Here is a 22072-nt window from a genome sequence, read left to right on the forward strand (position 1 = left end):
CGTCGGGTTCACGGCGTGTAGACGGTGGGACGCGGCGGGGTGGGCATGTTGCCGCCGATGAAGAAGCTGGGGTGCGGGGGCTGGTTGTAGGCGGTGTTCTGCCAGGCCAGCGCGGTGCGGTACTGCGTGTCGTGGAGCAGCGTGGTGATGCGGGTGTTCGTCTGGTGCGGCGTGCTGTAGATGCGCAGGGCGCGGTTGTCGGTGGTGGGCCAGACGACTTCCTCGCGCCAGTCGCCGAGGATGTCGCCGGAGAGCGCGGGCGTCGACTTGGAGCCGTTGTTGGAGCGGACACCGGAGCCGGTCAGCAGGCGGGTGTCGCCCGACGTGCCGTACTTGTCGATGCGGGTGCCGTCCAGGAGCTCGCGGACGGTGTCGCCGTCCCACCACGACAGGAAGTTGATGCTGGACGGTTCCCGGCCGAGGGAGGCGCCGGTCGCGGAGCGGAGGGTGGTGTCGGAGGCCGACCACGCCTCGGCGCCCGGGCTGCCGGCGTGGACGTCGGCGGCGACACCGCGGCCGTTGTCGGCGCCCGATGCCGTCTGCCACAGGACCTGTCCGGTGCGCGCGTCGGCCATCCACGAGCCGGGCTTCGAGCGGTCCTCGGATACCTTGAAGTACTCCAGGCCGGGCCGGGACGGGTCGAGGTCGCCGACGTGCCCCGCGTCGCCGTGGCCGAGCCTGGTGGTCCACAGCCCGGCGCCGTTGTCGTCCACGGTCATCGCGCCGTAGACGATCTCGTCCTTGCCGTCGTTGTCGACGTCGGCGATCGACAGGCTGTGGTTGCCCTGGCCGTCGTAGCCCTTGCCCACGTTGGTCGAGGAGTTGGTGTCGAAGGTCCAGCGGCGGGTGAACCGACCGTCGCGCCAGTCCCAGGCGGCGACGACCGTACGGGTGTAGTACCCGCGCGCCATGACGAGGGAGGGACGGGCGCCGTCCAGATAGGCCGTGCCCGCCAGGAAGCGGTCGACGCGGTTGCCGTAGGAGTCGCCCCAGGAGGAGACGGTGCCGCGGGCCGGGACGTAGTCCACTGTGCCCATCGCCTTGCCCGTCTGCCCGTTGAACATGGTCAGGAACTCGGGGCCGGACAGGACGTAGCCGCTGGAGTTGCGGTGGTCGGCCGAGGAGCTGCCGATCACCGCCCCCGTGCCGTCCCGGGTGCCGTCGGCGGTCTTCATGGCGACCTCGGCCCTGCCGTCGCCGTCGTAGTCGTAGACCTGGAACTGCGTGTAGTGGGCGCCGGAGCGGATGTTGCGGCCCAGGTCGATCCGCCACAGCCGGGTGCCGTCCAGGCGTATGCCGTCGACGACCGTGTTGCCGGTGTAGCCGGACTGGGAGTTGTCCTTGGCGTTGGTCGGCTGCCACTTCAGGACCAGGTCGAGCCTGCCGTCGCCGTCGAGGTCGCCGGTACTGGCGTCGTTGGCCTCGTAGGTGTACGCCACCCCGTCCGGGGTCGTACCGCCGGCCGGCGGCGAGATCGGCACGTTCAGGTAACCCGAGCGGAACTGGAGCGCGTGCTCGGACGAGGGCTGCTCGGTGCCGTTCACCACCGCGCGCACCGTGTAGTCGGCCGAATCGGGGGCGCCGGCGTCGAAGTAGCTGGTCGAGGCGGTGAGCGGCGAGGAGTTGAGCCTGGTGGTGCCCCGGTAGACGTTGAACGCCACGTCGTTCGGATCGGTGGCCAGCCACCGCCACGACACGAGGTTCCCGCTGCCGGTGTGGGTGCTGGTCAGTCCTCGGTCGAGGCGTTCCACCTGCCGTGCGGTCGCGGCGTGCGCGGTCTGCGGCAGTCCGGCGAGCAGGGAGACGGCCAGCGCGGCGGCGGCCGTGATGCCGCCGATCGGCCGGCTGTTCCCTCTTCGGGGCCGCGGCGCGGTGCGGGGCGTGCGGGGCTGCCGGAGCCGGTGTGCGTCGGTCATCGATGACCTCCGATGTGTGGGGGTGTCGGTGAACGCGGTGTCCTTGGGGAGGGGACGGGGCCGATGGTTCACTCAGAGGGGTGTGGGAACGCTCCCACGGGGCGTGAGCGTAGGGAGGCGCTGATGTGTCGTCAAGGATTCTGTCGGCATTCGGTGTTCGGCAATGTTGGAATTCGTGGTGTTCTCTGTTCTTCCGATTGACGGTCGGGCGCCCGGGATTCGCCCAGGGCCTCGCCACCCAGGTGCCCGACGTGCCCGGCGTGTTGGAGAACCTGCGGTTCCTGCGCAGGCGAGACTGGTGAACCCGTCCGACGGCCACGACGGTCCGGACCGTCCCGGGCAGGCGAGCGCGCCCGGATCCCGGGACGCCCACCCACCTCACCGAGGAGCTACGGATGCCCGATCCTGCTCTTTCCCCTCTGCAATCGAGCCTGCCCACCGCTGCGGCCCCCCTCGGCGCCGACGTCACCGTCCCGGTCCAGGAACGGATCCTGCGCGGCCCCAGTGGTCTGGGCACGGCGGGCCTGCTCCCGGCCGGGGGCGAGGAGCCACCGGCGCCGGAGGAGCCCGCGCCGACCGGGGAGGGCAGGCCGATCCCGGGCCTGTACCACCACCCCGTACCGGAGCCGGATCCGGTACGGGTGGCTGAGGTCAGCCGAAGGATCAAGGCCTGGGCGGTCGACGAGGTCCAGGTGTTCCCTCCGGAGTGGGAGGACCAGTTCGACGGCTTCTCCGTCGGCCGCTACATGGTCGCCTGCCACCCGGACGCACCGACCGTCGACCACGTGATGGTCGCCACGCGGCTGATGGTCGCCGAGAACGCGGTCGACGACTGCTACTGCGAGGACCACGGCGGCTCGCCCGTCGGCCTCGGCAGCCGCCTCCTGCTGGCGCACACGGCCCTCGACCCGCTGTACACGACGAAGGAGTACGAGCCCGGGTGGCTGGAGTCGCTCCAGTCGGACGCGCCCAGGCGTGCGTACCGCTCCGCCATGGAGTACCTCGTACGGCAGGCCACGCCCTCCCAGGCCGACCGGTTCCGCCACGACATGGCGCGTCTGCACATGGGATACCTGGCCGAGGCGGCGTGGGCCGAGCAGGGCCACGTCCCCGAGGTGTGGGAGTACCTGGCGATGCGCCAGTTCAACAACTTCCGCCCCTGTCCCACCATCACCGACACCGTGGGCGGGTACGAACTGCCGGCCGACCTGCACGCCCGGCCCGCCACGCAGCGCGTCATCGCGCTCGCCGGCAACGCGACCACCATCGTCAACGACCTCTACTCGTACACGAAGGAACAGGACAGCCCCGGTCGGCACCTGAACCTGCCCGTGGTCATCGCCGAACGCGAGAAGTGCTCCGAACGGGACGCCTACCTGAAGGCCGTAGAGGTCCACAACGAGCTCATGCGCGACTTCGAAGCCGCGGCGGCCGCCCTGGCCGCCGCCTGTCCCGTTCCGAGCCTGCTGCGCTTCCTGCGGGGAGTGGCCGCGTGGGTGGACGGCAACCACTACTGGCACCAGACCAACACCTATCGCTACAGCCTGCCCGACTTCTGGTGAGAGCGACTCGTCCGATGCTCCGGGGGGCGGTGTCGACCACGGCACCGCCCCCCGACGGTGAGCGCGGGCGGCGGCGCGGGTCCGCGAAGGGTCACTCGTCCTTCAGGCCGAGTCGGGCGTGGAGCGCGCGCAGCGGCCGGGGAGCCCACCAGTTGCGGTGGCCGAGCAGCCGCATGGCGGCGGGGACCAGCAGGCCGCGGACGATCGTCGCGTCGACGAGGACGGCGAGGGCGAGGCCGACGCCGAGGAGTTTGAGGACGGCCAGTTCCGACGTCGCCATGGCCCCCAGCACGGTCGCCACGATCAGCGCCGCGGCGGTGATGAGCCGGCCGCTGCGCTCCATGCCGAACGCCACCGCGCGGGTGTTGTCGGCGGTCGCCGCGTACTCCTCCCTGATCCGGGCGAGCAGGAAGACGCTGTAGTCCATGGCCAGCCCGAAGGCCACGCAGAACATCAGGAGCGGGACGGTCAGCTCCAGCCGTCCGGTGTGGACGAAGTCGCCGACGAGCCACTTCAGCCGGCCTTCCTGGAAGACGAAGACCATGGCCCCGAACGAGGCCGTCAGGCTCAGCAGGTTGAGGACGAGCTGTTTGACCGGGATCACCACGCTGCCGGAGAACAGGAACAGCAGGACCAGCATGCTGGACGCGATGATCAGAACGGCCCAGGGGAGCCGGTCGGCCAGGACGTCCTTGGTGTCCGCCAGGGTCGCCGCGTCGCCGCCCACGAGCACGGTGCCCGGCGCCGCGAGGGCGCGGACGGCGCGGACCTGACGCTCGGCGGCGGGCGAGTCGGGGGCGGCCGTGGAGCGCAGGGAGAGCCAGGCGTCGGCCCCGGTCCGGAAGCCCTCCCGTGGCGGTCCGACCCGCCGGCCGGCGGCGAAGGAACCGACGGCGGTGTCGACCCGTTCCGTGTGCGCGAGGCGGGAGAGCCGCCGCGCGTAGTCGGTCAGGTCGGCGGCCTCCCGTGAGGGGGCCAGTCCCGAGACGGTGATCACCACCGGGGAGGTGCCCGCGTCGGCGAACTCACGTCGTACCGTGTCGGCGGCGAGCTGCGCGGGACTGTCGCGGGGGAGGACCCGGTCGTCCATGAGCCCGAACTTCGCCTGGGTGAAGGGGATCGCCAGGGCGATCAGCACGACCGAGGCGGCGGCTCCCACCGCGACGGGGCGGCGCATCACCCCGAGCGCCAGCCGGCGCCACAGGCCGCCGCCCGTCCGGCGGCGCAGCCGGGCGAAGGGGTCGAACCGGTCGATCCGCCGGCCGGCGAGGGCGAGCAGCGGCGGCATGACCAGCACGGTGGCGACCGCCGAGAGGGCGACGACGGCGATGCCGGCGTACGCGAGCGACCGGAGGAAGTACAGGGGGAACACGAGCAGCGCGGCGAGCGAGAGCATGACGGTCAGCGCCGAGAACGCGACCGTACGGCCCGCGGTGCGCAGGCTCACCACGATCGCCTCGGTGATGTCGCGTCCGCGGGCGAGTTCCTCGCGGTAGCGGGTGACGACGAAGAGGCTGTAGTCGACCGCCAGGCCGAACCCGAGGGCGGTGGTGAGGTTCATCGCGAAGACCGACACCGGGGTGAACCCGGTGAGCAGTCGCAGGACGGCCAGGGTGCCGGTCACGGACACCACGCCGACGAGCACCGGCAGTGCGGCGGTGGTCAGCGATCCGAACGCGATCAGCAGGATCAGCAGGGTGAGCGGGGCGGCGAGCAGTTCGGCCCGGGTCAGGTCCTCGGCGCTCCGCCGCTCGACCTCCTGGTTGACCCTGGCGGCGCCGGTCGCCTCGACGTGGAGTGGCCCCTGTCGTCCCGTCAGCCGGGGGACGAGGTGCTGCGCGGTGTGGTGGACGGTGTCCTCGTCGCCCCCGAGCCGGACCAGCACGAGTCCCGTACGGCTGTCATCGGCGCGCAGCGCCGGATCGCCGGTGGTCCACGGCGACTGGACGGAGACCACGCCGGGAGTGCGTGTGACGCGCGCGACGAGGGTCCTCCCCGCCGTGGCCGCCGCCGGGCCCGCGAGGTCGGTGTCGGCCCGGACCACCAGGATCAGATTGGGGGAGCCGGCGCCGAATCGTTCGGCCAGCAGCCGTTCGGCGCGGACCGACGCGAAGGAGTCGCTGGTGTAGCCGCCGTACGACAGGTGCTTCTCCAGCCCCGAGCCGAGCAGGCCGGCGGCGATCGCGACCAGCGCGGTCACGGCCAGGACGGCGCGGTGCGCGGGAACCAGTCGGCGTACGAGGGGGGCGAGCGGCATGGGACTCGCTTTCACTAGAGTGGGACTCTAGCGAGATTCCCACTAGAGTCGATGACCGGTCAAGAAGGGACGGCTGATGGCATCGGGGAAGAACACCGGGACGCGGCTCGCCAGAACGGCGGCGAACCGGGCACGCATGCTCGGCGCGGCGCGGGACCTGTTCACCGCGCACGGCTATACGGCGACCACCATGAAGGCCATCGCCGAGCGGGCCGGAATGGCCGTGCAGACGCTCTACTTCACCTTCGCCACGAAGCGGGCGATCCTGTCCGAGCTCCTCGACGTCGAGATCGCCGGCGACGCCGAGCCCATCGCGACGCTCGACCGCCCGTGGGTCGCCGAGGCGCTGGCCGCGCCCCCCGCCGAGCAGGTACGGATCCAAGCGGCCGCGGCCGCCCGGATCCTGGCGCGGGTCGCCCCGCTGCTGGAGGTGGTCCGGTCGGCCGCGGCGACCGATCCCGAGATCGGCGAGCTGTGGCGCACCAACATCGAACAGCGCCGCACCGTCCAGCTCCGCTTCGCCGAGGCGCTCGCCGCGAAGGCGGCGCTGCGGCCGGGCACGGACCCGGACCGCGCCGCCGACATCGCGCTGGCCGTGCTCGCCCCGGAGACGTACGTCCTCCTGGTCGGCGAGCGGGGGTGGGCGCCGGAGGAGTGGCAGGAGTGGGCCACCGACGCCCTCGTGCACCAGCTCCTCGCACCCTGAAGCCGGGTCCTGAGGACCCTGCGGGAGCCGTGCGGAAGCCCTGCGAAGGGCCCGGCGTCAGCCTTCGATCACCTGCGTGTTCTGGGCGGCCGCGATCCGCCAGACACCGTCTTCCTTGGCCAGGATGTAGAACGGCCGGCCTTCGGGCCGGTCGCCGAGCGGGCGGCCGTCGCGGCCGACGGGCCGTTGCCGCACGTTGACGGCGGCCACATCGGGCCGCAGGAACAGAACGCGCTCGATGTCGTACGTGGCGGTGGACAGCGCCGTGGCGCCGGGAAGCACCCGGTGGGTGAAGGCGCTGATCTCGTCCCACCCCGACAGGCGTCGGCCGTGGGCCGTGGTCCACACCGGGTCCTCCGTGCGGAAGAGGCTCATGAACTCCTCGGGCAGTTCCGACTGCTGGGTGCGCTCCACCTCCGCCACCAGCCGGGTGATCGCGTCGATCTCGCCCCGGACGTCGTCGACGCCTCCGAACACCTCGAAGCTCCGGTACGACCCGTGGCGCAGGTCGGCGACCGCCCCGATGCGGCGGGGATCCCAGTCGAGCGCCTTGCGGGCGGCGTCGCCGCTCACGCTCTGGTCCAGGGCGAGCGCCCCGGCGAAGTCGTCGCCCAGGGCGGCGGCCGCCTCGTCCGCCGCCCACGGGCGCGCAGGCGCGTCGGTACCGGCCGCGCGCCCCGCGGCGGCGGCCATGTCGCGGACCGGGACGGCGGGTTCGGCGACTCCGTGCCAGACGGTGCCGCCGTCGGCGCGCTCCACGGCGAGGACGAACAGGTCCGCCAGATCGTCCACGTGGACCATCGGCCAGCGGACGCCGTCGTCTCCGACGTACCGGGGTCCCTGGTGCTTGCGCGCGAGATCGACCAGCAGGGCCGGGATGCCGCCGCCGCGCCCGTGAACGATGCCCGGGCGGATCACGACCGCCCGCACGCCGTCGCCGGCGCACTCCAGCACCTGCCGCTCGATGCGCGGACGGTACGCGACGACGGGCAGCGGATCGGTGGACGCGTCCTCGGTGACGGGGACGGGTCCCGTGGCGCCGAGGACCCAGACACCGCTGGTGTAGACGAAGGCGCGCCCGGTCCCGCGCAGCGGGGACGTCAGCGCGTCCACCGCCGCGGCGTCCACGGCGGCGTCTCCGGTCGGCGTCGCCAGGTGGATCACCGCGTCGATGTCCGGGGTCACGGCCCCGGCCAGCGAGGAGGGCCGGGACAGGTCGCCCGTACGCTGCTCCCGCTTCCGGCCCTCACGGCTTCTGGCGGCACGGACGAGCGCGACGACCTGGTGCCCCGCCCGCTCCAGGTGATCGGCCACGGCGGAGCCGATGTAACCGTCGGCGCCTATGAGCAGAACCTTCATGAGCCCTCTCTCTGTGAAGTCCGGGACCGCGCAGCGGTGTTGCCCACCCGCCCCGGTCACTGCGGGGGTGCCACAGCAAGATCTCACTGGAGTGCGACTCTAGTCAACGCTCTTCGGGAAGGAGGCCCGACGCCCGTGCTCGCGCGGCCCGGCCGGGCAGGGACGTCCCGTGGTCAGACCTTCTCGAAGACCATGCGGACGCTCGTGAAGCGTCCCTCCTTCAGGAACTTCAAGGCGGCCCGCTGTTCCCTGATGATGTCGGACACCGCCCGCTCGCCGATGAGTTCGGCACCACGCGTCCGGTTGGCTTCCGAACGGCTCAGCCAGCTCGCCACGGTGCGCACGCCGTCCTGCGGATCGCTGCGCGACTCCACCAGCCGGAACAAGCCGTCGCCGGCGTCGGTCAGTTCGGCCCGGGTGGGCAGGAAGCACTCGGGGAACACCGTCCGCGACGCGTGCAGGCCCTCGCGCAGGTTCCGGACGCTCCCGGCGACCTCCCGGAGGTCGAGGCGGCGTCGCCGGGCGGCCGCGTCGGCGCCGCCGTCTGCGTGCGGGGCCAGCATCCGGGGAGGGAGCGCCAGTGAGGGCAGCCAGCCGCGGTCGTTCCAGGCGTTGGCCTGCAGGCACAGCCGCCCGCCCGGCCGCAGCCAGGAGTGGCTGCGGCGGAAGAACTCCCGGTAGCGGGCGACGCGCTTGGCCCGCCACATGGTGTTCCCGGCGAAGTGCTCGATCGCCTCGATCGCGATGACGGCGTCGTACGGGCCCTCGGGCCGGTGGTCGAACCAGTTCTCCAGCCGTACCTCACAGCCCGGCCAGTCCTGCTCACGCGCCCACGACACCTGAGCCGGGCTCATGGTGATCCCCACGGCGTGCTGGACGTGATGGGTCTCCACCAGGCGCCGAACGAGGGTCCCGTAGCCGCAGCCGACGTCCAGCACCCGCGCCGCGCCGACGGCGCCCGCCGCCACCGCGATGTGGTCGAGCTTGCGCAGCTGCGCGGACTCCAGCGTGTCGCCGTCCTCCCACATGCCGTACGAGTAGACCAGCCCCTGCCCGAGGATCAGCCGGTAGAACCGCCCCAGGTGGTCGTAGTGATGAAGGATCGCCTTCGATGAGGTGCCCTTGTACGAGGATTCCCGCCTGCCGTCGTGCACCACGCTCACCCACCGGTTCCTTGCGCCCGAGTCCGTACCCGACCAGCTAACCGGCCCGCCGGGCAAAACCCGGCGCACACACCTGGGCGGCCGCCCAGGCCCGCCCGATCGGCCGCGCCGACGTGCGGCACCGTGCCGCGGCCTTCAGCGGCTCCGCACGCCCGCGGGCGACCTCGTCGGTCCCCTCGGCCACGCCGCTTCGCCGCGAGCCGGGCGGCCCCGTACGCCGCACCACCCCGCACCCGGCACCGGTAGTGGCCACGAGGTACGAGAAGCCCTCCGTCCGCCATGACCTCGCAACGGCCCTCAGACGACGTCGAATTCGTTGTCCTCGGGGTCCTGCATGGCGGCGGCGTAGAGCCCCGTCTCCGGCTCGTCCTTGACCCGCAGCACGGTGGCACCAGCTTTGACCAGCCGTTCCACCGTGGCCTTGACCCGCTGTGTGCGGACGTCCAGTGGGACGTCGCGGCCACCGCCGACCTTCAGGTCGAAGTGCCACCGGTTCTTGGCGACCTTCGGCTCCGGAACCTGCTGGAACCACACCCTCGGTCCACGTCCCGCGGGATCGATGATCGACTCCGGAACATCCCCGGCACCGGCCGGCAACTCTGCCTCGGACACCCCCATCGCCGCCCAGTAGTCACGCCACGTGGCGTGCCCGCCAGGTGGAGGCTCAGGCACGTAGCCCAGGGCCTCGGCCCAGAAGGTCACCATTCTCCGCGGATCGGAGCAGTCGATCGTCAGCTGCACTGTCATCTCCATGCTCGGAGCATCCCAGGCGGGTCTGACAGACGATCCACTGTCGCAACAGACCCCAGGCGCATGCTCGTCAAGTTCCTGGAATGAATCCCCGCCATGGGCAACCTGGGCGGGGCCCGCGGCGCAGGGCCTCACCAGCCACGGCGTGGCCGTCCCTGCCACGGCTCGCCCGGCCGTGCCTGGCGGCCCCACAGCAGGCCCGGGGGCTCCGGCGGTGGCGCGGTGCCCCGGCGCAGCGGCCAGGCGAGCAGCATTCCGGCGGCGAAGCCCAGCACGTGGGCCAGGTAGGCCACCGTGCCGGCCTGGGACACGGCGGCGCCGTAGGAGAACACCGCCTGCAGGCCGAACCAGAGGCCGAGCACGCTCCAGGCCGGCAGGCGCAGCGGCAGGAAGACCAGGAACGGCACCAGGACCCAGACCCTGGCCGTGGGGAAGAGGACCAGGTACGCGCCCAGGACTCCGGCGACGGCGCCCGAGGCGCCGATGAGCGGGGCGGTCGAGTCGGCGTTGGCCAGGGCGAAGCCGTACGCGGCGACGTAGCCGCACACGCCGTAGAAGAGCACGTAGCGCACGCGGCCGAGGCGGTCCTCGATGTTGTCGCCGAAGATCCACAGGAACAGCATGTTGCCGAGCAGGTGCAGCCAGCTGCCGTGCAGGAACGCCGACGTCAGCACGGACAGGGGCGGCGACTTGTCGTAGCCGGGCGGCGCCACCACGCATCCGGGCCCGGACGGACCCACGGCCACCCGGCCCGTCGGGACGAGCCCCGGCAGGCGGTCGTGGATCAGCTCCCGCGGCACGGCGGCCCACTGGTCCAGGAACGCCTCCAGGCGGCACAACTGCGCCAGGCCGCTTTCGCCGGTCACCGAACCGGCCATGCCGGGGGTGCGCAGGAACACCACGATGTTGGCGACGATCAGCGCGTACGTCACCCAGGGGGTCCGGCGCGTCGGATTCACGTCATGAACGGGAATGACCACAAACGACAGCTTCCCGGTGGGAAGCACTCGAATCCGCCCATTGCGCCGTAGGCAGTGCAAGCCCACACGACGTCAGTCCGGGTTCGACTACGCACCGTAGGGCTACCGCCTGAGCCGTGGATCCCGAACATTAGACTGCGGCTGCAAGCAGGTCGCCGACACGAGAGGCTCAGCACCATGGTGGACCGCGACGTCGTCGCACTCGACGACCCGGTGGGCGAGTCGCTCCGCGGCCACCACGCACACCTCGCCCGCCGTCACGGCCGGGCTTTCACCTACACGCCGGGAGTCGCGACCTTCTCCGCGATCTCTCCCGACGCGGACGCGGCGGAGTGGGCCGACCTCGCTCGTCTGCTCGGCCGGGGCGAGTTCGCCGACATGTTCAGTTGCCCGGCCATCCCGCCGTCGGACTGGGAGCCGGTCTTCGTCCTCGAAGGCCGCCAGATGATCTGGCCCGGCAGCGGCCGCCCCGAGCCCGCTCGTGCCGAGCCGGACAGCGGCGTGGTCGAACTGGGTGAGGAGAGCGTGCCCGAGATGCTCGACCTCGTCGCGCGGACGCGGCCCGGGCCGTTCTGGCCGCGCACCCACGAACTCGGCACGTATCTCGGCATCCGCGAGCACGGCACGCTGGTGGCGATGGTCGGCGAACGGCTCCGGCCGCCCGGATGGACCGAGATCAGCGCCGTCTGCACCGCTCCCGAGGCACGCGGGCGAGGCCACGCCGCACGCCTGGTGAGCGCGCTCGTCGCGCGCATCCTCTCCCGGGGTGAACGCCCCTTCCTGCACGTGGCCGAGGCGAACACCGGCGCGATCGCCCTGTACGAACGACTCGGCTTCGAGTCCCGGAAGCACGTGACCTTCCGCGGGTTCCGCACTCCGTGACGACCTCGGGCGCGCCGGTCGTGTCGGCCGCCGTAGCTGCCGAGCGGTCTGTGGACCGGGCTGCTCGGGCACGCGCCGGCCGAGGATGCCCTGGCGGCGCAGCTCGTCGCCCGCCTGGAGGCCGTCCCGGACGCGGCGGCGGGTGTGCGGCGGGCCGCCGAGTTCAGAGCCCGGTGACCTTGGCGCTCGCGGACAGTTCGTAGACGAGGGTGACCGTGCGGCGGCCGCCCGGCGGGAGGGTGACGTCCCAGCGGGCGATGCCGTCGGCGTCGAGCCCGTCGGGCGGCGGGGAGCAGGCGTCCTTGCGGAGGCGTACCTCCACCGCCGAGACCTCGGAGACCGGGATCCGCTCCCGGAGGACGACGACCCGGTCGCCGTCCTCCCCCGGGGCGGAGAACCGGGACAGGTGCAGCCGGACCGTGCGCGTGACCACGGTCCGCTGCATGATTCCGGAGGTGTCGCGGGACTCCTCGGCGTACCGGACCACCCGATGGTCGTCGCAGCTGCCGAAGGCGAGTTCGACGGGGGCGCCGGGGGCGGTGAAGTCCAGCGTGCCGCGGCCGCTGAATCCGCTGCCGCGGACCAGGTCCACGGGCCCGGCGAGCAGGGCGTGGCCGGACAGGTTGTCGAACCGCACCATCCGGGTGACCAGCGGGGACAGCTCGGGTGAGCAGGCGTACTCGCTGCTCGCGGCCGTGGTGAAGGCGGAGAGCGGCACGCGGTGCGCGCGCCCGTCCGCGGGAACGGAGACCGGCGCGGGGCAGTTCAGCACCCGTGCCTCGCCGCCGTCGTCCACCCCGGGAAGGCCGAGCACCGGGGCGGGGCCGAGCTCCGCGATCTCCTCCTCGCGCAGCTCGACGTCCACCGTGCGCCGCTCCGCGGCGGAGCGGTCCTTGAGCGTCAGCCGGTCCTCGTCCAGCCGCGGTGGATCCGTGGCGAGCGCCGACCGTGCCGTCGACAACGTCAGCCGTACGTCCGACCAGTCCTCTCCGGTGCGCTGCCAGACCACCGCGTCGGTCTCCAGCGTCAGGGAGTCCCCGTCGAGTACGGCCCGGTAGGCCGGCCGCCACAGCGCACACGGGGTGAGGTGCGTCAGCCGGAGCCCGACCGGCCCGGCGACCGCGGCCTCCACGGTCAGCTCGACATGGCCGACCAGCTCGGGGGGCTCCTCCTCGGCGAGGTCCATGGCCCGCCGCGCCTCCCCGAGCTCGACGGCGAGCGCGGTCAGCCGGGCTTCCACGGTGCGGAGTTCCTCGCCGTACGTGTCGCGCTCGGTGTCCACCCGGTCCAGTTCGCGGGCCCAGCGGGGCCCTTCGGTCTCCCCGGAGCCGGCGCCTTCGCCGATCTCCCGCAGCAGGTCGGCGGCGAGACGGCCGAGCAGGTCGAGGCGGGCGTTCAGCCGGTCGCGGCGCCGCCCCAGGGCGAGCCGCTCCTCTTCGAGGGCGTGCACGCGGCGGCGCAGGGCGGAATCGTCGTCGGCGGAGGCCCGCGGCCCTCGGGGCGTCCAGCCGCGCACGATCCGCGCGTCGAGCACGGTCGCCGGGTGATCGGCGGTCAGCTCGGCATGGAGGGTACGGTCGACGGCCAGCGCGCCGACCGGCCCGAGACGCAGCCGCTGGACGCCGGCCTCCAGGTCGAGCATGACGGTGCGCTCGATGTGGGCGCGGTCCTCCAGGCAGGTGACGGCGGTGACGGGGAGGGCGATCGGCTTCGGGGCCGTGGACGGGTCCGTGGAAGGGGCCGTGGACATGGCGTGTGTCAGCTCCTGCGGTTGCCGCCGACCAGGGCCTTGCCGGCCGGGATGCGGATCTCGTAGCCGCCGTCGAGGGCGGCGGTGCCGCCGGCGGGCAGGTCCACCCGCCAGACGCGGGTGCCCGGGGCGAGGTGCTCGGGCCCCGTGCCGTCCTCGTGTGCCGTCCAGTCGGCGCGCTCCTCGATCCGGACGTCCGGTTCGGAGGTGACCGGCACCCGCTCGCGGACCTCGACGGTGACGGGCCTCGCGAGGCGGTTGGCCAGTTCCACGTGGACGCGGTGGTCGAGCACGGTGGTGTTGCCCCGCAGGCCCGAGGCCGACTCGTGGAGGTTCGTACGGCGGGTGACCCGGATGCCCTCGGCCGGCCCCAGGCCCACCCGGCGGACACCGCCGGGGGCGAGCGTGGGCAGGGCGGCGGTCAGCAGGAAGTCGTCGTCGACGGTGACCTCCACCGGGCCGGCCAGCAGCGCCTTGTCGGTGGCGTTGGAGAGCACCAGCGTCGCGTACACGGTCTGCTCCACGGACGGCACGCACAGGTACTCGGTGCGCAGGCCGACCGGGATCTGGGCGACGGTGACGGTGTGCCAGGTGCCGTCCGACGGGATGTCCGCGCGGGCCGTGGCGTCGAAGCGGTGGTCGAAGGAGCCCGCCGACTCACGGGGCCGTACGGCGTGTCCGGGCAGCGGCAGCGCCGCCACCGCCTCGGCGCGGCGGCGGTGTTCGGCCGTCACCGGGTCGAAGGGCGAGTCGGGGAACAGCCGGCCCCTGCGACCGCCCTGCTCGTCCGGACCGCACAGGACGAGGGCGGCGTAGTCGAGCTCGGCGCCGCTCGGCTGCGGTGGACCGGCCGCCTGTGCCGGAGGCGGAGGCGGCGCGGCTCCGCCCGGAGCCGCGGGCGCCGCGGGTGCCATGGCGGCGGGAGCCCCCGCGAAGGACCTGCCGCCGGTACGCGGCTTGGCGCCCGGCCGCGACCGGACCTGCTGCGCGGGGGCGGGGATCCCGAAGACGTCGGGGGAGGCGCCGCCGGGCACCGGAAGCGCAGCGGGCGGCGGCGCGCCGTAGCCCTGCGGTGGCGGTGGCGGTGGGGGAACGGGGACGGGCGCGGCCCCCACGGGCGCGGAGCCGGCCGCGACCGCCACGGCCGCGGCGACCGTGGCAGGCCGGGGACCGGCCGCGTCGTATCCCGCGAACAGGTCGGCGAGCCCCGCCGGGGGCTCTCGCCAGCCGGAGGGCGTGGGGTCGGGCTGACGGCGCCCGATGCGGACCGAGCGGAGCCTCGGCAGGTCGGTGCGGCGTCGCAGGTCGGCGGTGGCCAGGGCGATGCGTACGCCGGTCCAGTCCTCGCCGGTGCGCTGGGCGACCGAGGCGCGCAGCACCAGGCGCCCGCTGCCGTCCCCCTGACGGTACGTGAGACGGTAGGCCGGCACCCAGACGGCACCCGGCACCCCGTACTCCAGCTCCAGCTCCACTTCCGCGTCACCGGTGCCGTCGAGGGTCAGGACCGCGCAGACCGTCGTCTCCACGTGCGCCGACGGTGCGTCGGTGGAAGCACGGGCGAGCCGGTCCTCGGCGACGGCGAGCTCGTGTTCAACACGGTCCAGCGCCTCCTCCAGCTCGACGAGCCGGGTGTGCAGTCCCCCCAGCCGCTCGTCGACGAAGCCGGCCAGCTCCAGCCACGCGTCGACCGGGGTGCGCCGGTACGGGTCCTCGCGCCTGCGGGCCGGCGGGACCGGGCGCAGGGCCCCGACCTCATCGATGAGGCTCAGCTGCCGGTCCCGGCGTCCCCGCGCCGCCGCGTACGCGTCGCGGAGCCGCTCGACCTCGCGCCGCGACTCGTGCGGCGTACCGGTGGTGCGCGGCTCGGCCTCGACCTCCACCCGGGCCTCGGTGACGCGCACTCCGGGGGCGCCCACGACACGAGCGCGCAGCGAACCCGGGTCCAGCGAGCGGGGCAGCCCCCTCACGCGTACCCGTCCGTCCGGCGGGACGCTGCCCCGGGCCAGACGGCGGCACACCGCGCCCTGCGCGTACACCACGACCGAATCGAGGGCGGACTGCCACCCCTGTGCCGTCTCAGCCGTCATGTGCTCAGCCCCCCGCCGCATCCGTGCTGAGCGAAGCCTACGCCGGGGCGGCCCGCACGTCCGCGCCCAGTGCCGATATGGGCGGACTCCCGTACGGCCGGGGCGCGTCGACGCCCTCGCCCGGTCGCCTGCTCGCGACGCGTGCCGGCCTCATGTCTCCAGCCGCGCCGCCAGTTCCCGGGGCAGCGCATCCCGGTTCTGCGCCGTGACCCGGACCAGTTCGATGTCGGGGCGGCGCTTGAGGGCGTCGGTGAACGGGTCGTGGCGCGCCTGCACGGTGGCGACGAGGTCGACACCCCCCGTGAGAAGGTCCCGCACGGCCTCCCGGAACGCGGAGCTGGCCAGCTCCATCCGGCCCAGCTCGTCGACGAGCGCGAGATCCCCCGGCGCCGCGTTCCGTGACAGCGGGGCGAGGGCCGAGAGCGCCAGTTCCTCCATGACGCGCAGATCGACTCCGTACCGGCCCACGCGCGGCGGACCGGGGAAGGCGACGTGCGCGAGCACGGCCCGCCTGCCGTCCAGCGTCTCCAGCGCGAAGCCCACCCGGGCCGTGCCCTCCCGGATCTCCTCCGTCGTGAAACCGACGGGCGCACGGGTCTGCAGCAGGGAGGCCAGCCGCCGCACGGCGGTCGTCTTGCCCACGCCCGGGCGTCCTTCGAGCAGGATCCGTGTCGGCATCGCGTCCTCCGTGCGTGCGTCCGGCGTGTAACCCGTCGTGTTCGCCTTCTTACGGCTAGTGTCTGAAATCCACCTAATATGATCATTTGGGGGTGTGCCGTGCGAAGGCTGACCATCGCGCTGACCCTTGTGACCACCCTTGCCCTCGGCTCGTGGTTGCCGGCGGACACCGTGACGGAGGCGGACCCGGCACGGGGCGCCGGCCCTCTCCGCGGCACGAACATCCTCGTCGTCGGGATCGACAGCCGCGAAGGCATCTCCGCAGCCGAGAAGCGCCGGCTCAACGTCGGCGGCAAGGGCTGCGACTGCACGGACGTGATGATGCTGGTGCACCTGTCCGCGGACGAACGCCGCGCCAGCATCGTCTCCATCCCGCGCGACTCCTACGTCCCGTACGCGGAGCAGACGCACCCCGCCCGCACGGGCAAGATCAACGGAGCCTACGCCATCGGCCGCGGACCCCTGGCCGTCCGCACCGTCGAGCAGGTCACCGGACTGCACATCGACCACTACCTCGAAACCGGCTTCACCGGCTTCGAGCAGGCGATCAACGGACTCGGCGGAGCCGTCGTCTGCACCGACCGCCCCCTCCAGGACATCAACTCCGGCCTCGACATCCCCGCCGGCGTCCACCACACCGATGGCCGGGTCACCCTCCAGTACGTCCGCGCCCGGCGCATCAACCGCCCCGGCGACCTCGGACGGGTCCGCCGGCAGCAGCGCATGGTCTCCGACCTGCTGGCGAAGCTGCGGGAGGACGGGGCGCTCGCCGGGCACGCCGCCGCGCTGAGCACGGCCCGTACGCTGCTGAAATCGGTCCGCACCGACGACCGGACCGGCCTGTGGGACCTGGTCCACATCGGGTGGGTCCTGGGCCGCCTCGACCCCGGCCGGACCGAGTTCGCGACGGTCCCGATCAGCGAGTTCGACCACCGCGTCCCCGGTGTCGGCTCCACCCTGGTCTGGCACAGGTCCCGCTCGCAGGCCCTGTGGGCCGCGCTCGCCGCGGACCGGCCCTTCACGGGCGACCGCCGCGTCCAGCCCGTGCCCGAGAACCCGGCTCCCACCAACCCGGCCGGCATCGAGGTCCGCGTCGACGACGCCGCCGTCGCCAAGGCCCTGCGCGCGCAGCGATTCGCCGTGACCGACACCTCCCGCACGGCACCCGCGGTACGCCACGCCGGGCCGCCCGTCATCCGGTACGCCGCCGGCCGGGAGGAGGACGCGGCCACCCTCGCCGCGGCGCTGCCCGGCGCGCGACGGCAGGTCGTCCCGGGGCACGACGGCTTCTTCGACGTCCTCGTCGGCACCGACCCGGTGACCGTGAAGCCGGTCACCTACGACCGCAACGTCGCCGAGGGCGCACCGGTGACCGGCGACCGCCTCGGCTGCGCGGGGGACGGTCTCCGGCTGCCCCCGGGGACCACGCCGGCCGCCGATCCCGGGCCGGGAGCCACCCGCTGATCGTGAGGGTGAAGGGCGCGCGACCATCTGGACCCCGCCCGCGTGGCGTGCGTCCGGAGCGTGGCCGGCCTGGTGTGCCCTGAGTTGTCAGGACGGCCCACCCGCGAAGGAGACACACGGCATGTTCGGACAGTCCAAGGCGTTCAGCGGCTTCTCGGTCGACGACCTCGGCGAGGCCCGCCGGTTCTACGGTGAGACGCTCGGCCTCCAGGTGGAGGAGACCGGTGAGGGCGACATGCGGACGCTGGTCCTCAAGCTCGGCAGCGGCGCCCAGATCTTCGTCTACCCCAAGGAGTCGCACACCCCGGCGACGTTCACGGTCCTCAACTTCCCCGTGGACGACGTCGACGCCGCCGTCGCCGAACTGGAGCGCCGCGGCGTGACCCTCGAGCGCTACCCCGAGTTCGACCACGACGAGAAGGGCATCGTCCGGGGCGACGGCGGCCCCAAGGCGATCGCGTGGTTCACCGACCCCGCCGGGAACGTCCTCTCCGTGCTCCAGGAGAGGTGACCGACCGCTCCTGGGCGCCCGGCCGGGGAATGCCGGCCGGGCTCTGGTCGTTTCCCTCTCTGGAAATGGTGTGCCGTAAGGAGAGGTGATCACCATGGACGCCTTCGTCGACATCGACGGCCTCTCCCGGCGGCGGGCCGAGGCCCGGGATGTACCGACGGACGGCGGACCGTGGATCCTGGCGCACCGGCCGGAGGCCGTCGGAGAGGCCCGCAGGATCACCGAGCGGACCCTGGGCCGCTGGCACGTGTGCCGGGAGACGGCCGATGACGTGCTGCTGGTGGTGTCCGAGCTCGTCACCAACGCGGTGGAGCACGCCATGCCGCCCATCGCCCTGCGCCTCGGCGGCGGCGATCCGAGCACCGGGCGGGTGCGGGTGGAGGTCACCGACGGAGGCCCCGCCGCCCGGGAAGGCGAGTGGGCGGCGAGCTGCCGCGACGGCGAACACGGCCGAGGCCTGTACGTGGTCGACCGCTTGGCCGTCGCCCACGGAGACCGCTGCGAGACGGGCCGCGCGACCCACTGGGCCGATCTGGCCGTGGCGGCCTAGGCTCCCGAAAGCGCCCCGGCATCGCCCACGTCCCCTTCGCGGGCGCGGTCCCGTCCTGTGCGATGTCCTGAGAACTCCTGGCGAAAGGATCTTCGGGTGTTTGGATCACTTCGGGACTGATGGCGTCGCCCATCAGGACGGATGTTCTCACCTGGTCGTCGACCGAAGGGGGCGGGCGGCGCATGGCCGACGTCGTGGATCTGATCTGCTATCCCGTCAAGGGATGCGCGGGCACGTCGATGAGCGACGCGCTCCTGACACCGGCGGGCCTCGCGCACGACCGCAGCTTCATGGTCGTCAGCGAGGAGGGGGTCTACCGCACCCAGCGCCGCCACCCGCGCCTCGCCCTGATCCGGCCCACCGTCAGTACCGACGGCACTCGGCTCACCCTCGACGCTGCCGATCCGACGGGCCGATACGGCACGGTGCACGTCGACGTGACCACGTCGGCGCCGCGCCGCGACGTCGACCTGTTCGGCGCCGCCTTCCAGGGCATCGACCAGGGCGACGACGCCGCCACCTGGCTCTCGGACGTCCTCGGCACCCCCAGCCGCCTCGTCCGCGTGCCGCCGGAGCACGACCGGATCACCGACGGCCTGACCCCCGGCCGCTCCGGATACGCCGACAGCAGCGCCGTACACCTGCTGTCCCGCTCGTCCCTCGCGCTCCTCAACCGGCGCATGGCCGAGGCCGGTGCCCCGGCCCTGCCGATGAACCGCTTCCGCCCCAACATCGTCGTCGACAGCCGCCCCGACAGTGAGAGCGGCGACTGGGCGGCCGTCCCGCACGCCGAGGACCGCGCGCGCCGCATCACCGTCGGCGAGGCCGAGCTGGGGTACGCCAAGCTCGCGGTGCGCTGCGCGGTCACCCTGGTCGAGCAGGAGGCCGGGGCGCGGCGGGGACCGGAGCCGCTGCGTACGCTCGCGAGCTACCGGCGAGCGGCGACCGGCGGCGTGGTGTTCGGCGCGAAGTTCTCCGTCGTACGGCCGGGGAAGCTGTCGGTCGGCGACGAGCTGGTGGTCGACGAGTGGGGCGACGCCGAACGGTGAGGACCCTCCTGGCGGCGCGTTCAGGTGCCGCCGCGGCAGGCGGTCGTCGGTACGGGTCCGCCTCCGCCGCCCGGGGGAGGCGGTCCCTCCTCCGGGCGGACGTGGACCATCGCGTCACCCAGCAGCATCGACCACATGAACGTGAACTCGTCGCCGGCACCCCGTTGGGCGGTCTGGGCAGCCCATCTCACGACGCTCGTCGTCCTCCCCAGCGGACTGTGGCGGATCGCCCTCGCGCTCGGCCACCCGGCCGGATACACGGAGGAGGGCTTCGTCCCTTTCCAGTCGCCCACGGCGAAGGTGTACATGGTGGCCCTCAGCGTGGTCTGCGAGGCCCTGGCCTTCCTCACGGTCGGGCTGGTGCGGCCGTGGGGTGAGACCACGCCACGCTGGATCCCGCTGATCGGCGGGCGCACGGTGCGGCCGATGGCGGCCGTCATACCGGCCGCGCTCGGCGCGCTGGCGCTCACCGTGCTGTGGTGGAACGTCCCGTGGTGGTGGACGTTCCCCCACGACGACATGACCGACACCGGAAAGCTGGTCGTCGGCATCCTCTACCAACCGTTGATCCTCTGGGGACCCCTGCTGGGGGCGGTGACCGTCGCGTACTACCGGCGCCGCCGCCCCCGACCCACCCCCTGACCGACGCGCCCACCGGCCCGGGGCGTCGTGTCGGCGCCGCTCAGGACACGAGGGGCTGCTCTGCCAGTTCCGTCAGCCTGACGGTGCACAGGCCGCCGCGTTCCGCCTTCACGTCCGTGACCTCGAGCTGCGTGCCCGGCAGCAGCAGGAACTCCTCCTCGCCGGTGAACGCCGAGAAACTGCGGATGCCCACGGCGCGGGCGGGCACCACCTCGAAGAGCGTCCGCTTGCCACGGCTGCCGAGGAAAGCCCGTGCCACGCTCAGCTCCGACGTGCACGAGGACACGCCCCACCAGGTCACGGTCCGCCCGAGCGGGTACTGCGCCCGCAGGTCCAGCGAAACACCCCGCCACAACGGCTGCGTGCGGGCGGGAAGCCCCGACACCGCCGCGAACAGCAGCCGCAGATAAGGGAGGTACGGGACGAGCCTGGTCCGGTCCGGGGAGCGCAGGATGGCGTTGATCTCCCGGTAGAACGCGGACTCGCAGGTGTAGAGGTAGAGGGCGGCGATCGCGTCGGCGGACAGGCCGCCGCCGGCCGGCTCGTCCGCCCGCCTCTTGCCGAATTCCAGCGACCGCCGCACGTGCCGGTCGAGGCCGGACAGCAGCTCGGCGACCGGGCCGACGGCCTCGCGGAAGTCCATGAGCGGGGTGTCGAACACGCCGGTGATCGCGGGGAGGGCGAGGCCCTCGTCCTTGACGCTTGCGAGCCGTTCGAGATAGAGCTGGTGCAGCTCCATGGTCGACGCGATGAAGGCGCCCATGCGTCCGGCGACGTCGCCGTCCGCCCCGTCGGCCTCCGCCGCGAGCTTGTCCCACCCCTTGCTCGGCAGCCAGTCGATCTCGTCGGCGCCCAGCGAAGCGAGGGCCGCGTTCACCACGCCGAAAGGGTCGCCCTCGCAGAATATGTCGCCCTGCGCCGCCGGGTTGGGGTGGTCGATGTGCCTGACCTCGACGTCGGGATACTTCGCCTGGAGCTGGAGGACGACCTTCTTCAGGTTGCGCGCGTGAGCGCCCCACCACGCGAAGACGACACCGCGGTCCTCCTCGTCGGCGTTCTGCTTGGCCTTGAGGATCTCCTCGACGATCCGCTCGGCGACCGGACGCCAGAACGCGGTGTGCCGGTCCGTTCCCGTCGATCCGTCACTGCTCGCGGTGAGCGCCGCGTTCAGCAGCAGGACACCCTGCGTGAGCATCGCCTGGAACCATTCCGGCGGCTGGACCGTGTCCTGCTCCTTCAGGAGCGCACGGATGTCGGCGATCGGCGTCTTCTTGGGGATCCCGTACTTCCACATCGCCGCCGCCTTGATGATGCAGCGGATGCTGACGACCCTGCCGAACTGGCTGTCCTTCCAGTCGTGGAAGGTGTTGTCGAACATGGCGATGCCGGTGGCGCTCTCGGGCCTCGGATACGGGTTCTGGCCGAAGACCACGACCTTCCACTTGTGCGGTGGATTGGGCTTGAGCGCCTGGAAGGTCAGTTCGCGGACGGGAACGACGTCCTGGCCGCGGCCCGGGCCGATGAACGTGGCCGCGTCCGGCTGTTCCTCGATGAGCGGCTTGAGCAGCGGGAGCCACGGTTCACCGCCGCCCTTGAACAGTCCGGCAAGGGCCAGCGGGTCGCTCGGGTCGGGCTGAGCAGGGGTGTTGGCATCGATCATGGCCGGGAGGCTAGCAGCGGGGTACGACAACGCCGCTCCCAACTGCGTTGTCAGTGGGGGCCGGTAGCGTCGTGAGTGGTGGGGACGAGTCGTTTTCTCGATGGGA

18 protein-coding genes are annotated in these 22072 nt (G+C 72.8%); 8 read left to right on the forward strand and 10 right to left on the reverse strand.

Annotated features, from left to right (window positions below; all coding sequences use genetic code 11):
- Positions 1-8: 8 nt before the first annotated feature.
- Positions 9-1916: a rhamnogalacturonan lyase gene (locus ABEB09_RS29910; protein WP_345693028.1), complete on the reverse strand. Its 1908-nt coding sequence runs from the start codon at positions 1914-1916 to the stop codon at positions 9-11.
- 395 nt (positions 1917-2311) lie between these two features.
- Between ABEB09_RS29910 and ABEB09_RS29915 the strand changes: the two genes are divergently transcribed.
- Complete coding sequence (locus ABEB09_RS29915; RefSeq protein WP_345693029.1) at positions 2312-3478, forward strand: family 2 encapsulin nanocompartment cargo protein terpene cyclase; 1167 nt, start codon at positions 2312-2314, stop codon at positions 3476-3478.
- 91 nt (positions 3479-3569) lie between these two features.
- Here the strand turns inward: ABEB09_RS29915 and ABEB09_RS29920 are convergent, their stop codons facing one another.
- Positions 3570-5735 carry an MMPL family transporter gene (locus tag ABEB09_RS29920; RefSeq protein WP_345693030.1) on the reverse strand — a complete coding sequence of 722 codons (2166 nt, stop codon included), beginning with the start codon at positions 5733-5735 and terminating at the stop codon, positions 3570-3572.
- Between the two features lie 76 nt (positions 5736-5811).
- Here ABEB09_RS29920 and ABEB09_RS29925 point away from each other — a divergent pair, with 76 nt between their 5' ends.
- Positions 5812-6441 carry a TetR/AcrR family transcriptional regulator gene (locus ABEB09_RS29925; RefSeq protein ID WP_345693031.1) on the forward strand — a complete coding sequence of 210 codons (630 nt, stop codon included), beginning with the start codon at positions 5812-5814 and terminating at the stop codon, positions 6439-6441.
- A gap of 57 nt (positions 6442-6498) precedes the next feature.
- On the opposite strand, the gene ABEB09_RS29930 is transcribed toward ABEB09_RS29925, so the two are convergent.
- The 4 genes from ABEB09_RS29930 to ABEB09_RS29945 all read right to left on the reverse strand — a co-directional run bounded on the left by ABEB09_RS29930 (position 6499) and on the right by ABEB09_RS29945 (position 10693).
- Positions 6499-7800, reverse strand: coding sequence for an SgcJ/EcaC family oxidoreductase (locus ABEB09_RS29930; RefSeq protein ID WP_345693032.1), 1302 nt, complete (start codon positions 7798-7800; stop codon positions 6499-6501).
- Positions 7801-7973: 173 nt separating this feature from the next.
- On the reverse strand, positions 7974-8963 hold the full coding sequence (locus tag ABEB09_RS29935; protein ID WP_345693033.1) for an SAM-dependent methyltransferase: 990 nt from the start codon (positions 8961-8963) through the stop codon (positions 7974-7976).
- Positions 8964-9260: 297 nt separating this feature from the next.
- A complete protein-coding gene (locus tag ABEB09_RS29940; protein ID WP_345693034.1) occupies positions 9261-9716 on the reverse strand; it encodes a VOC family protein in 456 nt (151 codons plus the stop codon).
- A gap of 128 nt (positions 9717-9844) precedes the next feature.
- Positions 9845-10693 carry a rhomboid family intramembrane serine protease gene (locus ABEB09_RS29945; protein ID WP_345693035.1) on the reverse strand — a complete coding sequence of 283 codons (849 nt, stop codon included), beginning with the start codon at positions 10691-10693 and terminating at the stop codon, positions 9845-9847.
- Between the two features lie 177 nt (positions 10694-10870).
- On the opposite strand from ABEB09_RS29945, the gene ABEB09_RS29950 reads away from it, so the two are divergent.
- Positions 10871-11575, forward strand: a complete 705-nt coding sequence (locus tag ABEB09_RS29950) for a GNAT family N-acetyltransferase (protein ID WP_345693036.1) — start codon at positions 10871-10873, stop codon at positions 11573-11575.
- Between the two features lie 163 nt (positions 11576-11738).
- Here ABEB09_RS29950 and ABEB09_RS29955 read toward each other — a convergent pair whose 3' ends face one another.
- The 3 genes from ABEB09_RS29955 to ABEB09_RS29965 form a co-directional block, all read right to left on the reverse strand.
- The gene (locus ABEB09_RS29955; RefSeq protein ID WP_345693037.1) at positions 11739-13325 is read right to left on the reverse strand and encodes a mucoidy inhibitor MuiA family protein; all 1587 of its coding nucleotides are present in this window, start codon (positions 13323-13325) and stop codon (positions 11739-11741) included.
- An 8-nt stretch (positions 13326-13333) separates the two neighbouring features.
- Positions 13334-15412: a DUF4139 domain-containing protein gene (locus ABEB09_RS29960; RefSeq protein WP_345693038.1), complete on the reverse strand. Its 2079-nt coding sequence runs from the start codon at positions 15410-15412 to the stop codon at positions 13334-13336.
- A gap of 150 nt (positions 15413-15562) precedes the next feature.
- Positions 15563-16090, reverse strand: coding sequence for a nucleoside-triphosphatase (locus ABEB09_RS29965; protein ID WP_345693039.1), 528 nt, complete (start codon positions 16088-16090; stop codon positions 15563-15565).
- Between the two features lie 99 nt (positions 16091-16189).
- Between ABEB09_RS29965 and ABEB09_RS29970 the strand changes: the two genes are divergently transcribed.
- The 5 genes from ABEB09_RS29970 (at position 16190) to ABEB09_RS29990 (ending at position 20306) form a co-directional block, all read left to right on the forward strand.
- Positions 16190-17554: an LCP family protein gene (locus ABEB09_RS29970; RefSeq protein WP_345693040.1), complete on the forward strand. Its 1365-nt coding sequence runs from the start codon at positions 16190-16192 to the stop codon at positions 17552-17554.
- 121 nt (positions 17555-17675) lie between these two features.
- The gene (locus tag ABEB09_RS29975) at positions 17676-18065 is read left to right on the forward strand and encodes a VOC family protein (RefSeq protein WP_345693041.1); all 390 of its coding nucleotides are present in this window, start codon (positions 17676-17678) and stop codon (positions 18063-18065) included.
- Between the two features lie 94 nt (positions 18066-18159).
- Positions 18160-18615 carry an ATP-binding protein gene (locus tag ABEB09_RS29980; RefSeq protein WP_345694133.1) on the forward strand — a complete coding sequence of 152 codons (456 nt, stop codon included), beginning with the start codon at positions 18160-18162 and terminating at the stop codon, positions 18613-18615.
- Positions 18616-18797: 182 nt separating this feature from the next.
- Positions 18798-19664 carry an MOSC domain-containing protein gene (locus ABEB09_RS29985; protein ID WP_345693042.1) on the forward strand — a complete coding sequence of 289 codons (867 nt, stop codon included), beginning with the start codon at positions 18798-18800 and terminating at the stop codon, positions 19662-19664.
- A 135-nt stretch (positions 19665-19799) separates the two neighbouring features.
- Positions 19800-20306 (forward strand): hypothetical protein, encoded by a 507-nt coding sequence (locus tag ABEB09_RS29990; RefSeq protein WP_345693043.1) that lies wholly within the window; start codon positions 19800-19802, stop codon positions 20304-20306.
- 40 nt (positions 20307-20346) lie between these two features.
- Here ABEB09_RS29990 and ABEB09_RS29995 read toward each other — a convergent pair whose 3' ends face one another.
- Positions 20347-21966, reverse strand: a complete 1620-nt coding sequence (locus ABEB09_RS29995) for an ADP-ribosyltransferase domain-containing protein (protein WP_345693044.1) — start codon at positions 21964-21966, stop codon at positions 20347-20349.
- Positions 21967-22072: the final 106 nt, after the last annotated feature.

This window comes from Streptomyces coeruleoprunus, assembly GCF_039542925.1.
Taxonomy (GTDB): Bacteria; Actinomycetota; Actinomycetes; order Streptomycetales; family Streptomycetaceae; genus Streptomyces; species Streptomyces coeruleoprunus.